Source organism: Gluconacetobacter entanii (assembly GCF_003206495.1).
In the GTDB taxonomy this organism is placed as follows: domain Bacteria; phylum Pseudomonadota; class Alphaproteobacteria; order Acetobacterales; family Acetobacteraceae; genus Novacetimonas; species Novacetimonas entanii.
In genome coordinates this window covers 25,038-44,311 of the sequence record NZ_NKUF01000021.1, presented here as the reverse complement: position 1 = coordinate 44,311, position 19,274 = coordinate 25,038, and the positions used below count along the sequence as shown (strand labels likewise).

Genomic DNA, 19,274 nt, shown 5'->3' with positions numbered 1-19,274 from the left:
GCGAGGGTTATCGTATCATGAAAGTCGAATAACCGATTCCGAATCTCGGAACGGACAAAGTTATAAAAGAGGGTTCGATGGCGGGTGCACGTCCCATTCTGATAGCGGACGACGATCAGACGTTACGTCAAATGCTCGTTGAACAGCTGCAGGTTGAAAGTGAATTTGAAGCAATCGAGGCAGGGTCCGTCGCTGAAGCATGGGAAAAGCTGAATGCGCCGGGGGCCCGTTTCGATGCGATCATCCTTGATGTTTCACTGCCTGATGGTGACGGGCGGGATTTCTGCGCCGACCTGCGGCGCAAGGGCAAACGCATCCCGATCATCATCCTGACCGGTTCGGATGATGAAACGGACGTGGTGCGCGGGCTTGATGCCGGTGCCAACGACTATGTGGCAAAGCCGTTCCGTATCGCGGAACTCCTGGCGCGGCTGCGGGCGCAGATGCGGATTTTCGAAAACAGCGAAGATGCCGTTTTCGCCATTGGCCCGTACATTTTCCGCCCCTCGGCCAAGCTGCTGCAGGAGACGGAAAAGAACCGCCGCATCCGCCTGACGGAAAAGGAAGCCGCGATCCTGAAATTCCTGTATCGCGCCGGGACACGCCCCGTACCGCGTCAGGTGCTGCTGAACAAGGTCTGGGGCTATAACGCGGACGTGACGACCCATACGCTCGAGACGCATATCTATCGCCTGCGTCAGAAGATCGAACCCGATCCGACGAACGCCACGCTGCTTGTCACCGAAGGGGGGGGATATCGCCTCGACCCCGAAGGCGGCAAGAGCGCGGCCTGAGCCTCTGTCCTGCATGCCATGCGGTGAAATGTTTCCCACGTTTCACCGCACGGGGCATCAGCCTGACTGCCGCATCTGCCCCCGGATGCGCGCCTTACATCCCTATATCGCCAGATCGACCATGACCGGCACATGATCCGACGGCTTTTCCCAGTCGCGGACAGGGCGCAGGACCGACATGTCACGCAAGGTCGGCACAAGGTCGGGCGTCACCCAGACATGGTCCAGCCGACGCCCACGGTTGGAGACACTCCAGTTCCGGTTGCGGTAGGACCACCATGTGTAGAGCTTTTCCTCCGCCGGGACGAAATGCCGCATGGCATCGACAAAGCCACTATCCTGCCATGCCAGCAGGCGTGACGTTTCCTCCGGCGTGTGACTGACGATCTTCAGAAGCTGCCGGTGGCTCCAGACATCGTGCTCCAGCGGGGCGATGTTCAGGTCGCCCACCACCACCGTCCGGCGGACATCGCGCTGGGCGAACCAGGTGCGGGCTTCCTCCACGAACGCAAGCTTGTGCGCGAATTTCGGATTTTCCACCGGATCGGGGATATCGCCACCCGCCGGGACGTAAAAATCATGCACGATGACGGCATCCGGGCCTTCGCCATGCTGCACGGCAAGATGACGGCAATCCCCCTTGCCGCACCAGTCCGGCATGTCGGTCAGCATCCGTATGGGCTGGCGGCTGAGGATCGCAACGCCATTGTAGCTTTTCATCCCGCGAAAGCACACATGGGCAAATCCCAGCGCCTGCACCGCCTCCAGCGGGAACAGGTCGTCGGTCACCTTGGTTTCCTGCAGGAAGACAATGTCGGGCTGGTTTTCCCTGCACAGACGCTCCAGCAGGGGCATCCGCAGGCGCAGCGAATTGATATTCCATGTCACGATACGCATATGGGTGCATTACCCATCGCATCCCCCCTGACAAGGGCAATTCGCGACATGCGGGACAAACATTTCCCGAAAAAAGGATATGCGGATGCCGCGAAAAACACCGACATATCGCACGAAAGTAGAACAGATCCAGAAGAAGCCTTGAATTCACATGGGAAAACCTCGAAATAGCCAGAAGCGGCCTTCACCTGTGAATTTCATTTACCCGAGGGCTTGACATCATTGTTTTCCAGCAAGTTGCACGCTTTCGGGCGATCCTTTCATCCCGCACCCATCCATAGTTGTTTTATATCAACTGGTTATGCGTTGTGATGTTTTTTTGGGCAATCCAAGGGCAGGGGAGGAAAACCGCCATGCGCATGATTTTTTCTGCCTCTGCTCCACAGACTTATCCACAACATCGGTGGATGAACGATTTTCAATGACACCGGACGAAAAGACCATCACCACGACCCTCTCCCCCGTGGACCTCCCGCCACGCGACAGCATGCCTGCGGATGCACCGCCGATCGGCGTTGCCGCGATACACAGGGCCCTGCAGACCATGCCCCTGTCTCCGGGGGTCTATCGCATGCTGGGCCGCAATGGGGAGGTGCTGTACGTCGGCAAGGCGCTGGCGCTCAAGAAACGCGTCACGTCCTATACGCAGGTCCACCGCCTGCCGGAGCGGCTGCGTCGCATGGTGTCGGAAACGGCATACATGGAAATCGTGACCACCCATACCGAGGCCGAAGCCCTGCTGCTGGAGGCCAACTACATCAAGCGCATGCAGCCGCGTTACAACATCCTGCTGCGTGACGACAAAAGCTATCCATGGATCATCCTGACCGACAGACATGAATTTCCCCAGATTGCGAAACACCGGGGCAAGCCGGTCAAGGGCGCGTCCTACTGGGGGCCGTTTGCCTCCGCCTGGTCGGTCAACCAGACGCTGAACCTGCTGCAAAAGGCATTCCTGCTGCGCTCATGCACGGATTCCGTGCTGAAATCCCGCACGCGGCCATGCCTGCTGCACCAGATCCACCGCTGTTCCGCCCCCTGCGTGGACATGATCAGCCAGGAGGATTATGCCGACCTGGTCAAGCAGGCGCGCGATTTCCTGTCGGGCAAGAACCCGCGCATGCATGAAGAACTGGTCCAGCAGATGGAGGAGGCCGCAGGCGCGCTGCAGTTCGAACGCGCGGCGGCCATCCGTGACCGCATCCGCGGCCTGTCGGCGATGCAGCAGGACGCAAGCGTCATCAACCCGACCACGATGACGGATGCCGATATCGTCGCCATCTGGCAGATCGCGGGACAGTCATGCATCCAGGTCTTCTTCATCCGGGGGGGGCGTAACAACGGCAACCGCGCCTTCTTCCCCAGCCATGCCCGTGACGAGGACGCCGCCGACGTGCTGGCCGCGTTCCTGGCGCAGTTTTACGATGACAAGCCCCCGCCGGGCCAGATCCTGGTCAACCACGCCATTTCCGACAATGAACTGCTGAGCAGCGCGCTGGAACTCCGCCGCGGGCGGCGTGTTGAGATCATCCATCCGCAACGCGGGGAAAAACGCGCGGTGCTTGAACATGCCGAACTCAACGCGCGCGAGGCGCTGGAACGCAGGCTGGCGGAAAGCGCGGGGCAGGCCCGCCTGCTGCGGGGTGTGGCTGACCTCTTTGGCCTTCCCGAACCACCACGCAGGATCGAAACCTATGACAACAGTCACATCATGGGGGCGAATGCCTATGGCGTGATGGTCGTGGCCGGCCCCGAAGGCTTTGAAAAACGGGCCTATCGCAAATTCGGCATCAAGGGGCCGATCACGCCGGGCGACGATTTCGGCATGATGCGCGAGGTGCTGGAACGCCGTTTCAGCCGTGCCATGCGCGACCGCGAGGAGGGGACACGGCCTGACGACTGGCCTGACATCCTGCTGATCGATGGTGGCGCGGGACAGTATTCGGCCGTGCGCGCGGTGCTGGACGAACTCGGGGTTACGGATGTGACCCTGGTCGGGATTGCCAAGGGCATCGACCGCGACGCCGGGCGCGAGTGGTTCCATACTGCGGACCGCCCCCCGTTCCAGCTCCCCCCACGTGACCCGGTGCTGTACTACCTCCAGCGCCTGCGTGACGAAGCCCACCGCTTTGCGATCACGACCCACCGCGCGGGACGGTCAAAAACATTGGTCAAATCCGAACTCGATGATATTCCCGGTGTCGGTCCGGCCCGCAAGCGCGCCCTGCTGAACCGGTTTGGTTCGGCGCGGGGCGTGCGTCAGGCAGGTTTGGGGGAACTGGAATCCGCACCGGGCATCAGTCGGGATACCGCACGGACAATATACGGTTTTTTCCATCCCGAATGGACCGGGGAATGATCCTCATGTCATGCAGATGTGAGCAAATGAGCGGGCAGACCAGCGTTATAGATGTTTTTGTTTCGCGCTGTCCTTGGATATAGCTGGTGAACCATGCTTACTGACCTGCCTAACCTCCTGACCCTGTCGCGGATTGTTGCGGTGCCGGTCGTTGTGCTGCTGGTTGTCATCAACACACCGGGCACGGACTGCGCCGCATGCGTCATTTTCATCCTGGCCGGGATTACCGACTACCTTGATGGCAAGCTGGCCCGCGCGTGGCACCAGAATTCCGACCTTGGCCGCATGCTCGACCCCATTGCCGACAAGCTGCTGGTGGGGGCGTGCCTGATGGTACTGGCAGGGCTTGCGCGGCTTCCTTACTGGACGCTCTATCCCGCGATCATCATCCTCTCGCGCGAGATCCTGGTCAGCGGCCTGCGTGAATATCTGGCCACCACCAAGGTGGGGCTGCCGGTCACGCGCCTTGCGAAATGGAAAACCGGGGTCCAGATGACCGCCATCGGTTTCCTGCTGGCGGGGGACAGCACTGCCGGCCTGCTGCACATCACATGGCTTCCGGTCGATCTGATGGGGGCGATCATGCTGTGGATCGCAGCCGCGCTGACCCTGGTTACGGGGTGGGATTACCTGTCCACCGGCATCCAGCACGTCACCCGCAACAACCAGTCAGTGGGCAACATCGTTCCCTGATCCATCCTACGATGATTGTGTCACGCACATATACCACTTGTGGTTGCGGGAATATCCGGGCAAATTCTCCTTATGGTTGTATACGCCATGAACCAAGGAGAGTGCGATGCGTCCCAAGGCCCCGTTCCTGCTGCTGCTATGCCTGACGGGGTGTGGGGGGTTTGGCGACATCCTTGGCGACAGCACGGAACTGCCCGGCAGCCTTCCGAACATGCCCAAGATGGAATCCGAAAATGTGCGCCGTTCCATGGGACATGCCGTCGCGGAGCCACCGATCCTGTCGCAGGGACAGGACATATGGGCCAACCAGATCCAGTCCATGCCGACGCTGGCGGATATCAGTTCGGGCCGCGTGCATGCGGAATCCGGGCATTTCGTGCGCCGTTCCGCCAATGGCACGCAGCAACTGCTCGACGGGGGATCGCTGAGCATCGGTGACGACGACGACCTGCCGACCGACATGCCAGCCGTGCAGGACGGACACCACGGCACGGGCCATTCCACCATAAACCGTGCCGAGGCCGCGAATTCGGCCATCATCGTCCCCCATGCGGATGGCAGCAAAACCGTGATCCAGGCCGATGGCGCGGTGGTCGAGCAACCCCATCCCTGATATAGCGCTACGCACAGCAGAACCTGAGGCAGCAAAAGGGTGGGCGGATGCCGGACATTCTCTACTTCGCATGGCTACGGGACCGCCTTGGCCGTGATCGCGAAGCCATGACCCTGCCCCCCGGCGTGACGCGGGTCAGCGACCTCGTGCAGGTGCTGCATGGGCGTGGCGGCGAATATGGTGAAATCTTCGGGCAGCCGGAACTGGTGCGCGTTGCGGTCAACCAGTCCTTCGCGACGCTGGACGCCAGCATCGGCCCGGATGACGAGATCGCCTTCTTCCCACCGGTTACGGGGGGATAGCACTGCCATGCCGTGCATCCATGTCCGTGTTCAGACCGAACCGTTCGATCCCACACATGAAAGCTCCATCCTGCTGGCGGGACATTCCGATGTGGGGGCGGTGGCGTCGTTTGTCGGGATGGTCCGTGGGGACGGGGGGTTGTGTTCGCTGGAACTGGAACATTACCCCGGCATGACCGAATCGATGATGACGCGAATCGCCGAATCGGCGGCGTCCCGATTCGGGCTGTCGGGCTGCACCATCATCCATCGCGTCGGGCGGCTGACGGTCGGGGCGCCGATCGTGCTGGTCATCTGCACGGCCGCCCACCGTGGCGCCGCCTTCGCCGCTGTCGAATTCGTCATGGACTGGCTCAAGAGCCGCGCACCATTCTGGAAAAAAGAGGAATTCCGTGACGGTCGCATCCAGTGGGTGCAGCCGCGCGAACAGGACGCACAATGTCTGCAACGATGGGAGGGGGAGGAGGCGGACACCCCCGGACTCCCCACGCCATCTCCCCAGGTTTCGCCCACAAAAGCGGAGTAAAAAATAACTTTTTTCCCTTGACCCCGGATTTCCCGAGATTCGGGAGCAGTCACCCCGGCCATATATGTAGTGCATCGATGCGCGGTTTGGTCCATATATAGCGCCACAGCCGCAATGACCGGGCACACAGGAACAGGATCACCCGATCCTGCGACATGTCACGGCCAGCTTATGGAGTTCAAGTGGATGAGTCTGGATGGCATCACCGGTTCCGGGGTCGAGGGTTACGGTAATGAACAGGATGCCATCCACGGAAAGGATGCGGCCACCATGCCCGAGATGTTTGATGACGTCGTCCAGTTACCGGGCGGCTTCCCCGTTCGCGTCGATCGCAGCCGTGACGAACTGCTGACGGCGTTTGGCAAGGCGACGCTGGACAACCGTTACCTCCTGCCGGGTGAGGGATATCAGGACCTGTTCGGCCGCGTCGCGTCCTATTACGGCGCGGACGAGGGCCATGCACAGCGCCTGTATGACTACATCTCCCGCCACTGGTTCATGCCCGCGACACCGGTGCTGTCGAATGGCGGGACGACGCGCGGATTGCCGATTTCATGCTTCCTGAACGAAGCCAATGACAGCCTGCGCGGCATTGTCGATCTGTGGAACGAGAATGTGTGGCTGGCCTCCAAGGGCGGCGGCATCGGGTCCTACTGGGGCAACCTGCGTTCCATCGGTGAAAATGTCGGCCGCAATGGCAAGACGTCGGGCGTCATCCCCTTCATCCGGGTGATGGACAGCCTGACACTGGCCATCAGCCAGGGGTCGCTGCGCCGGGGATCGGCTGCGGTCTACCTGCCGGTCTGGCATCCGGAAATCGAGGAATTCATCGAACTGCGCCGTCCGACCGGCGGGGATCCCAATCGCAAGGCGCTCAACCTCCATCACGGGGTGCTGGTGTCCGATGCGTTCATGCGCGCCGTGGCCGCGGACGAGGAATGGGCGCTGTTGTCGCCCAAGGACGGCAGCCACATCCGCAAGGTCTCGGCCCGTGCGCTGTGGATCCGCATCCTGACGGCCCGCATGGAGCAGGGCGAGCCGTACATCATCTATTCCGACCATGTGAACAATGCGCGTCCCCAGCATCACAAGCTGGCGGGACTGGAGGTCAAGACCTCCAACCTGTGCGCCGAAATCACGCTGCCAACGGGCATGGACCATCACGGCAAGGAGCGCACGGCCGTGTGCTGCCTGTCGTCGCTCAACCTTGAGACGTGGGATGAATGGAAGGACGACCCGCAGTTCATCGAGGACGTGATGCTGTTCCTCGACCGGGTGCTGCAGGACTTCATCGACCGCGCGCCTGACGACATGGAACGCGCCAAATATGCCGCCGCGCGCGAACGCTCCGTCGGGCTTGGGGTGATGGGCTTCCACAGCTTCCTGCAGGCCAAGAACATCCCGTTTGAAAGCGTGATCGCCAAGGTCTGGAACAAGCGGATTTTCGAGCATATCCGCAAGCAGGCCGATGCCGCCTCGCACAAGCTGGCGCAACTGCTTGGCGCCTGTCCCGACGCTGCGGAATATGGCGTCATGGAGCGGTTTTCGAACAAGATGGCCATTGCGCCAACGGCGTCGATCTCGATCATCGCCGGCAATGCCAGCCCGGGGATCGAGCCGATCGCGGCAAACGTGTTCCTGCAGAAGACGCTTTCGGGCTCCTTTACGGTGCGCAACCGGCATCTTGACCGCCTGCTGACGCAAAAGGGGCGCAATACGGATGAGGTCTGGTCATCCATCACCCTGAACAAGGGCAGCGTGCAGCATCTGGATTTCCTGAGCCAGCAGGAAAAGGACGTATTCAAGACCGCGTTTGAACTGGACCAGCGCTGGGTCATCGAACATGCCGCCGACCGTGCGCCGTTCATCTGTCAGGCACAGTCGATCAATCTGTTCCTGCCCGCCAACGTGCACAAGCGCGACCTGCACCAGATCCACTACATGGCGTGGAAACGTGGGGTGAAGTCGCTGTACTACTGCCGTTCGCTGTCGGTCCAGCGTGCTGATGCCGTCAGTGACGGCAAGGGAAAGAACGACATCATGCAAAAGGAAAGCGATGCGGTCCTGCCGCCGCTGCCACCGTCTGCGTCCTCGACCGATTATGAGGAATGCCTTGCCTGCCAGTAAGGGCGCATGTGAAATAATGCGTTGATAAAAATAAAAGTTTTTGGGTGTCGCCTTTTTTTCAAAAAGGCGGCGTTCTTCGAAGCTTTTTGAAAAAAGCTTCACTAAAAACTTTTGATGGTTTGCATGACATTTTCCGGAGTGGTTTTTCAGGTTGCGTGCCGCCCGTCTAGTCGATAAGCCCTGACCCTATTTGGCTTCAGATAGGGCGAGCATCAATGAGCGACACACCATCCGGCCCGGAAACCCGGACCGAGCAGCATTTCGACCTGCTGACCGCGAACCCGGTTTACAAGCCCTTCCGTTACCCCTGGGCATATGATGCGTGGCTGACGCAGCAGCAGGTCCACTGGCTGCCCGAGGAAGTGCCACTTGCCGACGACGTCAAGGACTGGCACCGCAGCCTGACGGAAAGCGAACGGCACCTTGTCACGCAGATTTTCCGCTTCTTCACGCAGTCGGACGTGGAAGTGAACAACTGCTACATGAAGCATTACAGCCAGGTCTTCAAACCAACCGAAGTGCTGATGATGCTGTCGGCGTTTTCCAATATCGAGACGATCCATATCGCGGCCTACAGCCATCTGCTTGATACGATCGGCATGCCCGAAGCCGAATATTCCGCATTTCTGAAATACAAGGAAATGAAGGATAAATATGACTACATGCAGAAATTCTCGGTCTCGAGCAAATACGAGATCGCCCGTACGCTCGCGGCGTTCGGCGCGTTTACCGAGGGGCTGCAGCTTTTTGCCTCGTTCGCGATCCTGCTGAACTTTCCGCGCTTCAACAAACTCAAGGGCATGGGGCAGATCGTGTCATGGTCGGTGCGTGATGAAACGCTGCACTGTGTGTCTATGGCGCGCCTGTTCCGGGTGTTCATCCAGGAAAACCCCGAAATCTGGACGAACAGGCTACAGGACGACATCCGCCAGATCTGCCGCGACATTGTCGAGCATGAGGATGCCTTCATCGACCTGTCGTTTGAAATGGGACCGGTGGAAGGCCTCGATGCCGCACAGGTGAAGCAGTATATCCGCTTTGTCGCCAACCGGCGCCTGGGCCAGCTTGGGCTTGACGGGCTGTATGACGTCGCAACCAACCCGCTGCCCTGGGTGGATGAGATGGTCAATGCGGTGGAACATGCGAATTTCTTTGAAAACCGCTCCACCGAATATAGCCGCGCCGCCACGCAGGGCACGTGGGATGAAGCTTTCGACTGAAAGTTTCCGGGTGCCGCCTTTTTAGATCAAAAGGCGGCGCTCTCCGACGTCCTTACAATATTTTCCGGTGGCTGGATTCCGGCTCAGTCGAGAAGGGGCTGGCCATCACGCAGGACGGCGCACGCTTCGGGTGTGAAGGTGCCGTCCGCATGATGCAGCACGATCCCCGGCAGCAGCCGCGCAGGTGTGCGTGACCCCATACGCCCGCGTATCAGCACGATCTTCGCCGCGACCCCCTGACTGGGCCAGCAGGGGAATACCGTGACATCGCCCAGCCGGTTTTCCCCCATGCTGCTGATCGCATGGTCAAGCAGGGTCGCGGGCACCGCAAGCGTAAGGGTGCCATGATGGCGCAACTGCGCCGACAGGCTGCCCACCCATTGGGCCAGACCCGCCCGTGGCAGGCGACGCGCCCTGTCGCGGCGCGGCATGGGGGAGGGGGTACTGGCGTGGTCATGCCATGGCGGATTGGCAAAGGCATGGTCAATGCGCCGCACGCCCGGACCACTGAGCCGCGAATCATCGGGGATCACGGGAAGGGTCGCCTGCAGGATCCGAATCGCATCGAATCCATTATCCTCCACGTTCATCCGGCCCAGCAGGACGGTCGGGGAATCGCATTCCAGCCCGATCCCGCAAACCCCGCGCACCCGTGTTGCAAGACACAGCAGTCCTGCGCCCGCGCCGCATCCCCCTTCCAGTACATACTGTCCGGCGCGTGCGGGAACACAGGCGGCCATCAGGACAGGTTCCAGTCCTGTACGGTATCCATCGCAAAACTGACGGTAACGCACCCGTCCGTTCAGCAGCGTTCCCAGGGTCACGGGGGGCAGCGTATCCATGCACGAGATCGCCGTCATACGTGCGCATTAAGCATTCGGTTTCGTCCTCCGGCTTGACCGCCTTTCCGGCGCCGCTCATATACTCTGATAGATTGAACCTTCGGAACCGGGAGAATAACCTTTTGGGCCTTGCAGTTAGTCTGCCGGAATCCGATAAAACGGCAAGTCAGAAAGACAAAGGGGCTCGACGCCCGATGGCAGACGGATCTGAGGTTGCCCTGCGCGACCTGGCTGAATATCTCGCCGATGACATGGCGGCATGCAACCGTGCGATCGTTGAACGCATGGACAGTCCGGTCGCGCTGATCCCCCAGCTTGCGGCACACCTTGTCGCAGCGGGCGGGAAACGGCTGCGCCCGTTGCTGACGCTCGCGTCGGCGCGACTGTGCGGGTACAAGCCCGATGCCACACACCAGCGCCATGTCGCCCTTGCGGCGTGTGTGGAGTTCATCCACACCGCGACCCTGCTGCATGACGACGTGGTGGACGAGAGTACCCTGCGCCGTGGCCTGGCCAGCGCCAACGCCATCTTCGGCAACAAGGCATCGGTGCTGGTGGGCGACTTCCTGTTCGCCCGTTCGTTCCAGTTGATGACGGATGATGGGTCGCTGAAGGTCATGGGCATCCTGTCCTCCGCTTCCGCGACCATCGCGGAAGGGGAGGTGCTGCAGATGTCCACGCAGAACGACCTTTCGACCAGCATCGAAAAATACCTCGAAGTGATCCATGGCAAGACGGCGGCCCTGTTCGCCGCCGCCTGCCGGGTCGGTGCCGTCGTGGCCGATCAGCCGCTCAAGGCGGAAGAGGCGCTGGATTCCTACGGGACCAACCTTGGCATGGCGTTCCAGCTTGTCGATGATGCGCTGGATTACGCGGCGGATCAGGCCACGCTGGGCAAGACGATCGGCGATGACTTCCGCGAAGGGAAGATCACCCTGCCGGTACTGACAGCCTACACCGCAGGCACCGAGGAAGACCGCGCCTTCTGGCGACGCGTCATCGAAGAGAGCGAGCAGAAGCCCGGCGATCTTGAGCATGCGCTCGAACTGATTGCCCGGACCAATGCAATCGGCATCACGCTGGATCACGCCACCCGCTATGCCAACGCCGCGTCACAGGCGCTGGACATGTTCCCGCCGTCGCGCCTGAAACAACTGCTGCAGGATACGGCGTCCTACACCGTCAGCCGCCTGCGGTAATCAACCTGCCATCAGGCCCGCTCCGCAAAGGGGCGGGCGGTTTCATATCCCATACGGCGCAATCCCGGCAGCACTGCCCCGATATCCTCTGGCAGGGCAGTAAAGAATGCCTGTCCTGTCTCCTGCTGCTTCGCGGTGATGTTCCCTATACGGTGGGCAAGGCGCGCGGCCTGTCGTGATACGGCCTGTGCCGGGTCGATCCAGTTCAGGCCGGGGCGACCAAGCCGTCGGAAATGATCCAGCAGGAATGTGTAATGGGTGCACCCCAGCCCCACCACATCAATGGCATCGCCCCCTGGCTGGGAAAACAGCCCCGCCATTTCTGCGCTGATGGCCTGATCCGGGATCTGCTGCCCCCGAAAGGCCAGTTCGGACAGATCCGCAAGGTTGCGCGCGCCATAGGTCACAAGGGTGCAGTCCGGCGCAAACCGGTTTCGCAGGTCATGCAGATAGGAACGCGTCAGTGTCGCCCGCGTGGCCAGCAGGCCGATTGTCCTGCTTTGCGTCAGGTCGGCCGCCCATTTGATGGGGGGCACACAGCCCACGAAAGGCACGTCATGGCGTGCGCGCAGTTCACCAAGGGCCAGCGTGCTGGCGGTATTGCACGCGATGACGACCAGATCGGGCCGCAGGCGTGCAATGGCCTGCCCAACAAGCGTGACAATACGTGCGACCAGAAAATCATCCGCCTGTTCCCCATAGGGAAAGACAGCCGTATCGGCGAGGTAGTCGATGCAGGCCCCGGGAATGTCCTGCCTGAGGCAGCGTACGATTCCCAGGCCCCCGATACCTGAATCAAATGCAAGTATCCGCACGTCCCGTCACGCCATCCATCACATCTGGAATCAGGCGCCCTTGGCGGCGGCAAGCTTGCGGGCCAGGGCCTCCTCCGCGCTGGCGACGCCACCATGCTTGGCCGACCACGCGCAGGGATTTTCAAGGAAGCGGCGCACCTCATTCGCGTCCTTTTCGGAGAAATACGGCTTGCCAGAGCAGGCCTCAAGGATATCCCACCATGTGCACAGGGCATGCAGCGTGATGTCCATGTCCGCCAGCGTCTGGTACGCGCCGGGGAAGACGCCATAAAAGAACACGACAAACGTGTGGTTCACGATCGCACCCGCATCACGCAGGGCCTGCGCGAACTGCACCTTGGACGACCCATCCGTCGTCAGGTCCTCCACCAGCAGGGTACGCATGTTCTCCGGCACATCGCCCTCGATCTGGGCGTTGCGGCCAAAGCCCTTGGGCTTCTTGCGGACATAGGCCATCGGCGCCATCATCCGGTCGGCAATCCATGCGGCAAAGGGAATCCCCGCCGTTTCCCCGCCGACCACGGCATCGATGCTTTCGTAACCGACATGGCGGCCGATCTTTTCCACGCCCAGCTCCATGATCTTCTGGCGTGCGCGGGGAAAGAAAATGATCCGGCGACAGTCGATATAAACCGGCGATTTCCAGCCCGAGGTCAGGGTGTATGGTTCATCGGGACGGAAATTGACCGCCTTGATTTCCAGCAGGAGACGCGCGGTCGTCAGCGCGGCATCCCGATCCCATGCGGTTGAACCGGTTGAAAGACCAGCGCCATTTCCTGTTGCGTCGTGCATCTAACCTGACTCCAGATGAGGGATGATGAAATGTTGAAAAGACGCTTACCGGGAAAAGCGCCGAAAATCCATAATTAGAGCAGGCGGGCGCAACATTGTGCTGCGGAGATACGTTTTCCCTGAAAAAACATGAATTTGAGAAATGGTCAAAAGTGTTTTCTTGATTTCAGTGCAGGTTATCGACTAGACTTCACCTAGTTAATAATAATTCTCATTTTCGGGTGGTGTCTTATCGTGGGTTCTGAAACAAGCCATATCGTTCGCAACTGCGAACGGGCCGTTGTTACCGCGTACCAGGAACTGCGTCAGGTGGGGACAACCGATGTTTCCGCCTTTCATGCCTGCACAACGCTGTATCGCATTCACCATCCCGAGGCATCGCTGAACGAGGCACGGCGTCTGGTTTCCGAATGGATTGACCATCATGTCGTCCATCACAAGGCCGGCCCGACGGCCGGGTGCGACTGCGCCTGAACACGGCCAGCACCCGTCTGGCGGCATGCATGTCGCCAGACGGGTCTCCACACATGCGAACGGGCCTCTTTCATATATGAAAGAGGCCAGTTTTCATTGGCCCAGATGCGGCCCGTGCCTGTTTTCCCCGACCCGACGGGCCGGGGAAAGGGCAGGGATCAGGGACGTTCGGAGATAGGCGTGAAGTCGCGCTGCGGGGAGCCGATATAAAGCTGGCGCGGGCGACCGATGCGCTGGCCCGGTTCCTCGATCATTTCCTTCCACTGGCTGATCCAGCCGGTGGTGCGCGCCACGGCGAACAGCACCGTGAACATGCTGGTCGGGATGCCCATGGCCTTGAGAATGATGCCGGAATAGAAATCGACATTCGGATACAGGCTGCGCTTGACGAAATATTCGTCGCTGATCGCGATCTTTTCGAGTTCGATCGCAAGGTCGAGCAGCGGATCGTCCTTGATGCCCAGTTCGCTCATGACCTCGTGGCAGGTGGCCTGCATGATCTTGGCGCGCGGATCGAAGTTCTTGTAGACGCGATGGCCAAAGCCCATCAGGCGCACGCCGCTGCTCTTGTCCTTCACCTTGGCGATGAAGTCGGGGATGTTGTCCTTGTGCCCGATCGAGGCCAGCATCTTCAGCACGGCTTCGTTCGCGCCACCATGCGCGGGTCCCCACAATGCCGCAATACCGGCGGAGATACAGGCAAACTGGTTGGCCCCCGTGGATCCCGCAAGGCGCACCGTCGAGGTCGAGGCATTCTGTTCATGGTCCGCATGCAGGATCAGGATACGGTCCATGGCGCGGGCCAGCACCGGATTGATCTTGTACGGCTCGCTGGGAACCGCGAACATCATGGACAGGAAGTTTTCCGCATAGGACAGGTCATTGCGCGGATAGATGAACGTATCACCCTGCGTATAGCGATAGGCCCACGCAGCAATGGTCGGGATCTTCGCAATGATGCGCATGGCCGACAGGTTGCGGCTTGCCGCGTTCGAGATGTCGATCCCGTCATGATAGAAGGACGACAGTGCGCCCACCGTGCCACACAGGATCGCCATCGGATGCGCGTCGCGACGGAACCCGTTGAAGAAATTGCGGATCTGTTCATGCAGCAGGGTATGGTGCTTGATATCCGTCACGAAGGTGTCATAAGCCTTCTGGTCCGGCAGTTCGCCATTGAGCAGGAGATAGGCGACCTCCATGAACGTGGCTTTTTCCGCCAGTTGCGCAATGGGATATCCCCGATGCAGCAGGATGCCCTTTTCACCGTCGATAAACGTGATCTTGCTGGTGCACGACGCCGTCTCGCCATAGCCCGGATCAAAGGTGAATACGCCAGCCTGCGCAGGCAGCTTGCGGATATCAACGACATCCGGGCCCAGCGTGCCGGACAGAACCGGCAGCGTTGCGCTCGTTTCGCCTAGCGAGATAGTCGCGGTTTTTCCTGACTCGCTCATCAAACACTTCCTCCTGGTCGTCCGCCGTCGCTGTCGCGGTATGGCGAAACGTGTCTCCAACCTTGGGGCAGCCTGCCGTTCTGGCGACAGTTTCGTGCCTGCCCACGTTTTATGTGCCCACCCGTCCAATGTGGATCATGGCGGGCGTTGAAACCGAGATAAGGACGAAATGGCATCCATGGCAATCCGGGGCAGCCATGCCGCGCAAGCATCAGTCACACATGGCGCGATACAGTTTCATTTCGGAATTCCAGTTATTATTCCACGGAATTGCGCTGAAAAAGCACGCCATTGCGGCAGGGGGGAAGCCAAGCGACAGTGCGGGGGGAAGACTGCCCGAACCCGCGCGTCCCGCCAGTTCCACGACCAGGTTTCCAATACCCGGATTGTGAGATAAGACGATGATATTACAGTATTTTTCATCCACCTCCCACAGCACATCACGGATATGCTCCGCAGAGGTTTCGTAAAGTGCGTTCACATATTGGACATCGGGCGCGCGATCTCCGAAAAATGATCCCATTTCCGCCCATGTCTCCCGCGTGCGCAGGGAAGGGCTGATCAGTGCCAGGTCGGGAACGAACCCGATCCCGTGCAGGTCACGGCCCCGCTGGCGTGCAGACCGACGCCCCTGCGCGCTCAGGGGACGCCTGAGATCGGCATCCATTGCGAAATCACCAAAGGCCGCAGGTTGCGCCTGCGCATGGCGCATCAGTACAAGCCGGTGGGAGGCCCGCCGCCAGCCTTCATCAAGATCTGACATCCCCGGGATTTCAGGTCTGGGGCCTGTCATCGGCATGACGGGCGATGGCCTCGTGATGCCGGATGACTTCCTTAATGATGAAGGCGAGGAATTTTTCCGCAAAATCGGGATCAAGGTTCGCGCTGCGGGCCAGGGCGCGCAGGCGTTCGACCTGCTGGGCTTCGCGCGCCGTGTCCGCAGGGGGCATCTGGTAACGCGCCTTCAGGCGTCCCACGGCCTGCGTATGGCGAAAACGTTCCGCCAGCAGGTAAACCAGCGCCGCATCAATGTTGTCGATGCTGCGACGCAGTTCCAGCAGGGCATCGCGCGCCTCGTCCGGCACGGCGGTCACGGGTGTTTCATTCATGTAGGTCCAGGCTCCCAGTAAAATACTAGTAGAATACCAGCAAACGCAGGGTAAAAGCAGGTCTGTATGACGGGTCCGTCAGGATCGGGGGGCAGTTAGGTCGATCCCCGGCAGGTCGATCCATGCCAGATGCCCGCCCTTGCCCGCGCCGGTATCCGTAAAGATCGCCGTGCCCCCGGCGCGACCGGTGCGCACCCAGGGGCGCCCGTCCGTCGAACGCCGGTCATGACCGCAATAGACGGTATAGCCCGCAGGAATGTGATCCACCCAGTTCAGGCGCCGTTCGGGATATCCGTCCTTCTGCATCCGGCCGGTCGTCTCCCCGAACAGCGCGCTGGAAAGGAGGGGGGTGACCGTGCCAAGGCCGGGGGGCGGGGCCTCGTCCAGCATGCGCACATGGAATCCCCCATGCACGAAGACATATTTCCCCAGCACGATCCATGCGGGCGCCATCGACAGGTCATCGATCGCGCGCACCCGCACATCCTCATTTTCGGGCGCCAGAAACTGCGCAAGGGTCTCCATCAGGGGAGGATCACGCCGCATCTTGCGCCCGTACAGGGCACGGGCGAGCTTGCGGTCATGGTTGCCCAGAACGAACAGCCCGCGGCGTTCATCAATCAGTTGCTGCATCAGCCGGAACGTCCCCACGCTGTCGGGGCCGTAATCCACCAGATCCCCCAACTGTATCAGGAACCGGTCCGTTGCCGCCGCATGCCGGAAAGCATGCAGGTCACCATGCACATCCCCCACGATACGGATGCGCCGCCCACCGATCATCCGGGCAATGGCATCATTGTCGGGGGCCAGCGGATGGCGGGTTTCCCCCACCGGATCGGCACCCGTGGACACACCCGGCACGCGGGGGGAGAAACCGGGGGAGGATGCAACATCACCCGTCAAGGCCTGTGGGGAACGGGAGGGTAATCGACGTCTCAAACGAAAATCCTCTCCCTGAAACATGAATGACGGCCCATCGCCGCTTCCTGACCGAACCATAGCAGAACAGACGCACCAGAGATGCGCATATCTGGGCTATTATCCATCAGGATAACGATCCTTGCACTACCCACAAACACAGGGATGGCTTGCCTTGACGTCTCCACGATGTTGCGCATCGACAATAGATAACGCCCCGGATGCCCGGGTCATGCGAAAATCACATGGTCACATTGCACATAATCATATCCAGATCCGCCGCTAGAGCAATCGTGAAGCCGGTGATGCAGGCGCGACGCAACTGTCACACGCTTTTGTTGTGACGCCCGCCCCGAGACGGAGAACAGATGTCAGGAGGGAAAACGATGCGCATTCCCCCATATCGCCTGCACCGTAACAATCCTGTAAGGGAAAACGTCACGGCACGGATCGGCCGTCAGGGTCGGCAGGGGGAGGGCGCATCGGATGGCCCACGCGCAACAGGGGCGTAACGTAAACCGCCCCGGACCGCACGGGGGGCATCACCAACGACAACCGGCCCGGTGCAGCAGATGCGCTGGCGCACACAAAAAAAGACTTTGAGGGAAAGTTCATGATCGACCACACCCGAATCCGGAATACGGCGCTCCGGGCAAAGATCACGACCGCAGAACAGGCTGCGTCGTTCATCAAGCCCGGCATGACGGTCGGCACCAGCGGCTTTACAGGCGCAGGCTATCCCAAGGCGGTCCCCGAGGCGCTGGCCGCCCTGATGGAAGGCGAACATGCCAAGGGTAACGATTTCCGTATCCGCCTGCTGACGGGTGCCTCCACCGGGCCGGAACTCGACGGTGCGCTGGCCAAGGTCAACGGCATCTCCTTCCGCATGCCCTACAACTCCGACCCGACGCTGCGCGCGCGCATCAACAAGGGCGAGACCGAATATCTCGACATGCATCTCAGCCATGTCGCGCCGATGGCATGGGCCGGCTTCTTTGGCGAGATCGACACCGCCATCATCGAGGCCACCGCCATCCGCGAGGACGGCAGCATCGTGCCGTCCTCCTCGGTCGGCAACTCCAAGACATGGCTCGACACCGCGAAACAGGTCATCATCGAGGTCAATAGCTGGCAGGACAGCGCGCTTGAGGGGATGCATGACATCTGGACCGGCACCGCGCTGCCGCCGCACCGCCAGCCCATCCCCCTGATCCGGCCCGACGAACGCATCGGGGAGACGTCGCTACGTGTGGACCCGGCCAAAATCGTGGCCATCGTCGAAACCCACGCGCCCGACCGCAATGCGCCGTTCAGCCCGCCCGACGCCTCGGCCAAGGCCATTGCCGGACACCTGATGGAGTTCTTCCGCCACGAAGTCGCGCGCGGCCGCCTGCCGCAGTCGCTGCTGCCGCTGCAGTCGGGCGTGGGCAATGTCGCCAACGCCGTGATGGGCGGACTGGAGGAAGGACCGTTCGAAAACCTGACCGCGTTCACCGAGGTGATCCAGGACGGCATGCTGGGCATGCTGGAAACGGGCAAGATGCGCGTCGCCTCGGCCACCGCGTTCTCGCTCAGCCCCGAGGCTGCGGAATCGCTGAATTCGCGCATGCGGGAGTTCCAGAAGAAGATCATCCTGCGCCCGCAGGACATCAGCAACCATCCCGGCCTGATCCGTCGCCTTGGCTGTATCGCGATGAACGGCCTGATCGAATCCGACATCTATGGCAACGTGAACTCCACGCAGATCATGGGATCAAAGATCCAGAACGGCATCGGCGGCTCGGGCGACTTTGCCCGCAATGCCTACATCTCCGTCTTCATGACGCCCTCGACGGCCAAGGGCGGCAAGATTTCGGCAATCGTGCCGATGGCGTCGCATGTCGATCACATCACGCAGGATTCGCAGGTGCTGGTGACCGAACAGGGTCTGGCCGACATGCGTGGCCTGTCGCCCAAGCAGCGCGCCGAAGTCATCATCGCCAACTGCGCGCATCCCGACTATCGCCCGATGCTGCAGGATTACTACAAGCGTGCCCGCGCCGGGTCGTTCGGGCAGCAGTCTCCGCACCTGCTGACCGAAGCCCTGTCATGGCACCAGCGCTTCATCGAAACGGGCTCCATGCTTCCGTCCTGACCA

At 60.8% G+C, this 19,274-nt stretch carries 19 protein-coding genes; 11 read left to right on the top strand and 8 right to left on the bottom strand.

What is annotated here, in order from left to right; translation table 11 throughout:
• Positions 1 to 77 precede the first annotated feature (77 nt).
• Positions 78 to 794: a response regulator transcription factor gene (locus CFR72_RS10345; protein WP_110913871.1), complete on the top strand. Its 717-nt coding sequence runs from the start codon at positions 78 to 80 to the stop codon at positions 792 to 794.
• Positions 795 to 896: 102 nt separating this feature from the next.
• Here CFR72_RS10345 and CFR72_RS10340 read toward each other — a convergent pair whose 3' ends face one another.
• Entirely contained in the window at positions 897 to 1,691 is a 795-nt protein-coding gene (locus CFR72_RS10340) for an exodeoxyribonuclease III (RefSeq protein WP_110913870.1), read from the bottom strand.
• A gap of 487 nt (positions 1,692 to 2,178) precedes the next feature.
• On the opposite strand from CFR72_RS10340, the gene uvrC reads away from it, so the two are divergent.
• From uvrC to CFR72_RS10305, 7 genes are all read left to right on the top strand, one after another.
• The gene (gene uvrC / locus CFR72_RS10335; protein ID WP_110913882.1) at positions 2,179 to 4,050 is read left to right on the top strand and encodes an excinuclease ABC subunit UvrC; all 1,872 of its coding nucleotides are present in this window, start codon (positions 2,179 to 2,181) and stop codon (positions 4,048 to 4,050) included.
• A 93-nt stretch (positions 4,051 to 4,143) separates the two neighbouring features.
• Positions 4,144 to 4,743 carry a CDP-diacylglycerol--glycerol-3-phosphate 3-phosphatidyltransferase gene (gene pgsA / locus CFR72_RS10330; protein ID WP_110913869.1) on the top strand — a complete coding sequence of 200 codons (600 nt, stop codon included), beginning with the start codon at positions 4,144 to 4,146 and terminating at the stop codon, positions 4,741 to 4,743.
• 106 nt (positions 4,744 to 4,849) lie between these two features.
• Positions 4,850 to 5,356 (top strand): hypothetical protein, encoded by a 507-nt coding sequence (locus CFR72_RS10325; RefSeq protein ID WP_110913868.1) that lies wholly within the window; start codon positions 4,850 to 4,852, stop codon positions 5,354 to 5,356.
• A 47-nt stretch (positions 5,357 to 5,403) separates the two neighbouring features.
• Positions 5,404 to 5,658: a molybdopterin converting factor subunit 1 gene (gene moaD, locus CFR72_RS10320; protein WP_110913867.1), complete on the top strand. Its 255-nt coding sequence runs from the start codon at positions 5,404 to 5,406 to the stop codon at positions 5,656 to 5,658.
• Between the two features lie 7 nt (positions 5,659 to 5,665).
• Positions 5,666 to 6,184, top strand: coding sequence for a molybdenum cofactor biosynthesis protein MoaE (locus CFR72_RS10315; RefSeq protein ID WP_110913866.1), 519 nt, complete (start codon positions 5,666 to 5,668; stop codon positions 6,182 to 6,184).
• Positions 6,185 to 6,454: 270 nt separating this feature from the next.
• On the top strand, positions 6,455 to 8,311 hold the full coding sequence (locus tag CFR72_RS10310) for a ribonucleoside-diphosphate reductase subunit alpha (protein ID WP_227744381.1): 1,857 nt from the start codon (positions 6,455 to 6,457) through the stop codon (positions 8,309 to 8,311).
• Positions 8,312 to 8,526: 215 nt separating this feature from the next.
• Positions 8,527 to 9,531, top strand: coding sequence for a ribonucleotide-diphosphate reductase subunit beta (locus CFR72_RS10305; protein ID WP_110913865.1), 1,005 nt, complete (start codon positions 8,527 to 8,529; stop codon positions 9,529 to 9,531).
• An 83-nt stretch (positions 9,532 to 9,614) separates the two neighbouring features.
• On the opposite strand, the gene CFR72_RS10300 is transcribed toward CFR72_RS10305, so the two are convergent.
• On the bottom strand, positions 9,615 to 10,373 hold the full coding sequence (locus tag CFR72_RS10300) for a tRNA1(Val) (adenine(37)-N6)-methyltransferase (protein ID WP_244182249.1): 759 nt from the start codon (positions 10,371 to 10,373) through the stop codon (positions 9,615 to 9,617).
• A 194-nt stretch (positions 10,374 to 10,567) separates the two neighbouring features.
• On the opposite strand from CFR72_RS10300, the gene CFR72_RS10295 reads away from it, so the two are divergent.
• Positions 10,568 to 11,572, top strand: coding sequence for a polyprenyl synthetase family protein (locus tag CFR72_RS10295; RefSeq protein WP_110913863.1), 1,005 nt, complete (start codon positions 10,568 to 10,570; stop codon positions 11,570 to 11,572).
• A gap of 11 nt (positions 11,573 to 11,583) precedes the next feature.
• On the opposite strand, the gene murI is transcribed toward CFR72_RS10295, so the two are convergent.
• Both murI and CFR72_RS10285 read right to left on the bottom strand, forming a co-directional pair.
• Entirely contained in the window at positions 11,584 to 12,387 is an 804-nt protein-coding gene (gene murI / locus CFR72_RS10290) for a glutamate racemase (protein WP_110913862.1), read from the bottom strand.
• Positions 12,388 to 12,417: 30 nt separating this feature from the next.
• Positions 12,418 to 13,179 (bottom strand): orotate phosphoribosyltransferase, encoded by a 762-nt coding sequence (locus tag CFR72_RS10285; protein WP_110093757.1) that lies wholly within the window; start codon positions 13,177 to 13,179, stop codon positions 12,418 to 12,420.
• A gap of 234 nt (positions 13,180 to 13,413) precedes the next feature.
• On the opposite strand from CFR72_RS10285, the gene CFR72_RS10280 reads away from it, so the two are divergent.
• The gene (locus CFR72_RS10280; protein WP_110913861.1) at positions 13,414 to 13,653 is read left to right on the top strand and encodes a hypothetical protein; all 240 of its coding nucleotides are present in this window, start codon (positions 13,414 to 13,416) and stop codon (positions 13,651 to 13,653) included.
• Positions 13,654 to 13,811: 158 nt separating this feature from the next.
• Here the strand turns inward: CFR72_RS10280 and CFR72_RS10275 are convergent, their stop codons facing one another.
• The 4 genes from CFR72_RS10275 to CFR72_RS10260 all read right to left on the bottom strand — a co-directional run bounded on the left by CFR72_RS10275 (position 13,812) and on the right by CFR72_RS10260 (position 16,999).
• Complete coding sequence (locus CFR72_RS10275; RefSeq protein WP_110913860.1) at positions 13,812 to 15,110, bottom strand: citrate synthase; 1,299 nt, start codon at positions 15,108 to 15,110, stop codon at positions 13,812 to 13,814.
• A 211-nt stretch (positions 15,111 to 15,321) separates the two neighbouring features.
• On the bottom strand, positions 15,322 to 15,873 hold the full coding sequence (locus CFR72_RS10270) for a SixA phosphatase family protein (RefSeq protein ID WP_110913859.1): 552 nt from the start codon (positions 15,871 to 15,873) through the stop codon (positions 15,322 to 15,324).
• A gap of 10 nt (positions 15,874 to 15,883) precedes the next feature.
• Complete coding sequence (locus tag CFR72_RS10265) at positions 15,884 to 16,219, bottom strand: chorismate mutase (protein ID WP_110913858.1); 336 nt, start codon at positions 16,217 to 16,219, stop codon at positions 15,884 to 15,886.
• 78 nt (positions 16,220 to 16,297) lie between these two features.
• Positions 16,298 to 16,999 (bottom strand): metallophosphoesterase, encoded by a 702-nt coding sequence (locus tag CFR72_RS10260; RefSeq protein ID WP_110913880.1) that lies wholly within the window; start codon positions 16,997 to 16,999, stop codon positions 16,298 to 16,300.
• A gap of 751 nt (positions 17,000 to 17,750) precedes the next feature.
• Here CFR72_RS10260 and CFR72_RS10250 point away from each other — a divergent pair.
• Positions 17,751 to 19,271: an acetyl-CoA hydrolase/transferase family protein gene (locus CFR72_RS10250; protein WP_110913856.1), complete on the top strand. Its 1,521-nt coding sequence runs from the start codon at positions 17,751 to 17,753 to the stop codon at positions 19,269 to 19,271.
• The last annotated feature ends 3 nt before the right edge of the window (positions 19,272 to 19,274 follow it).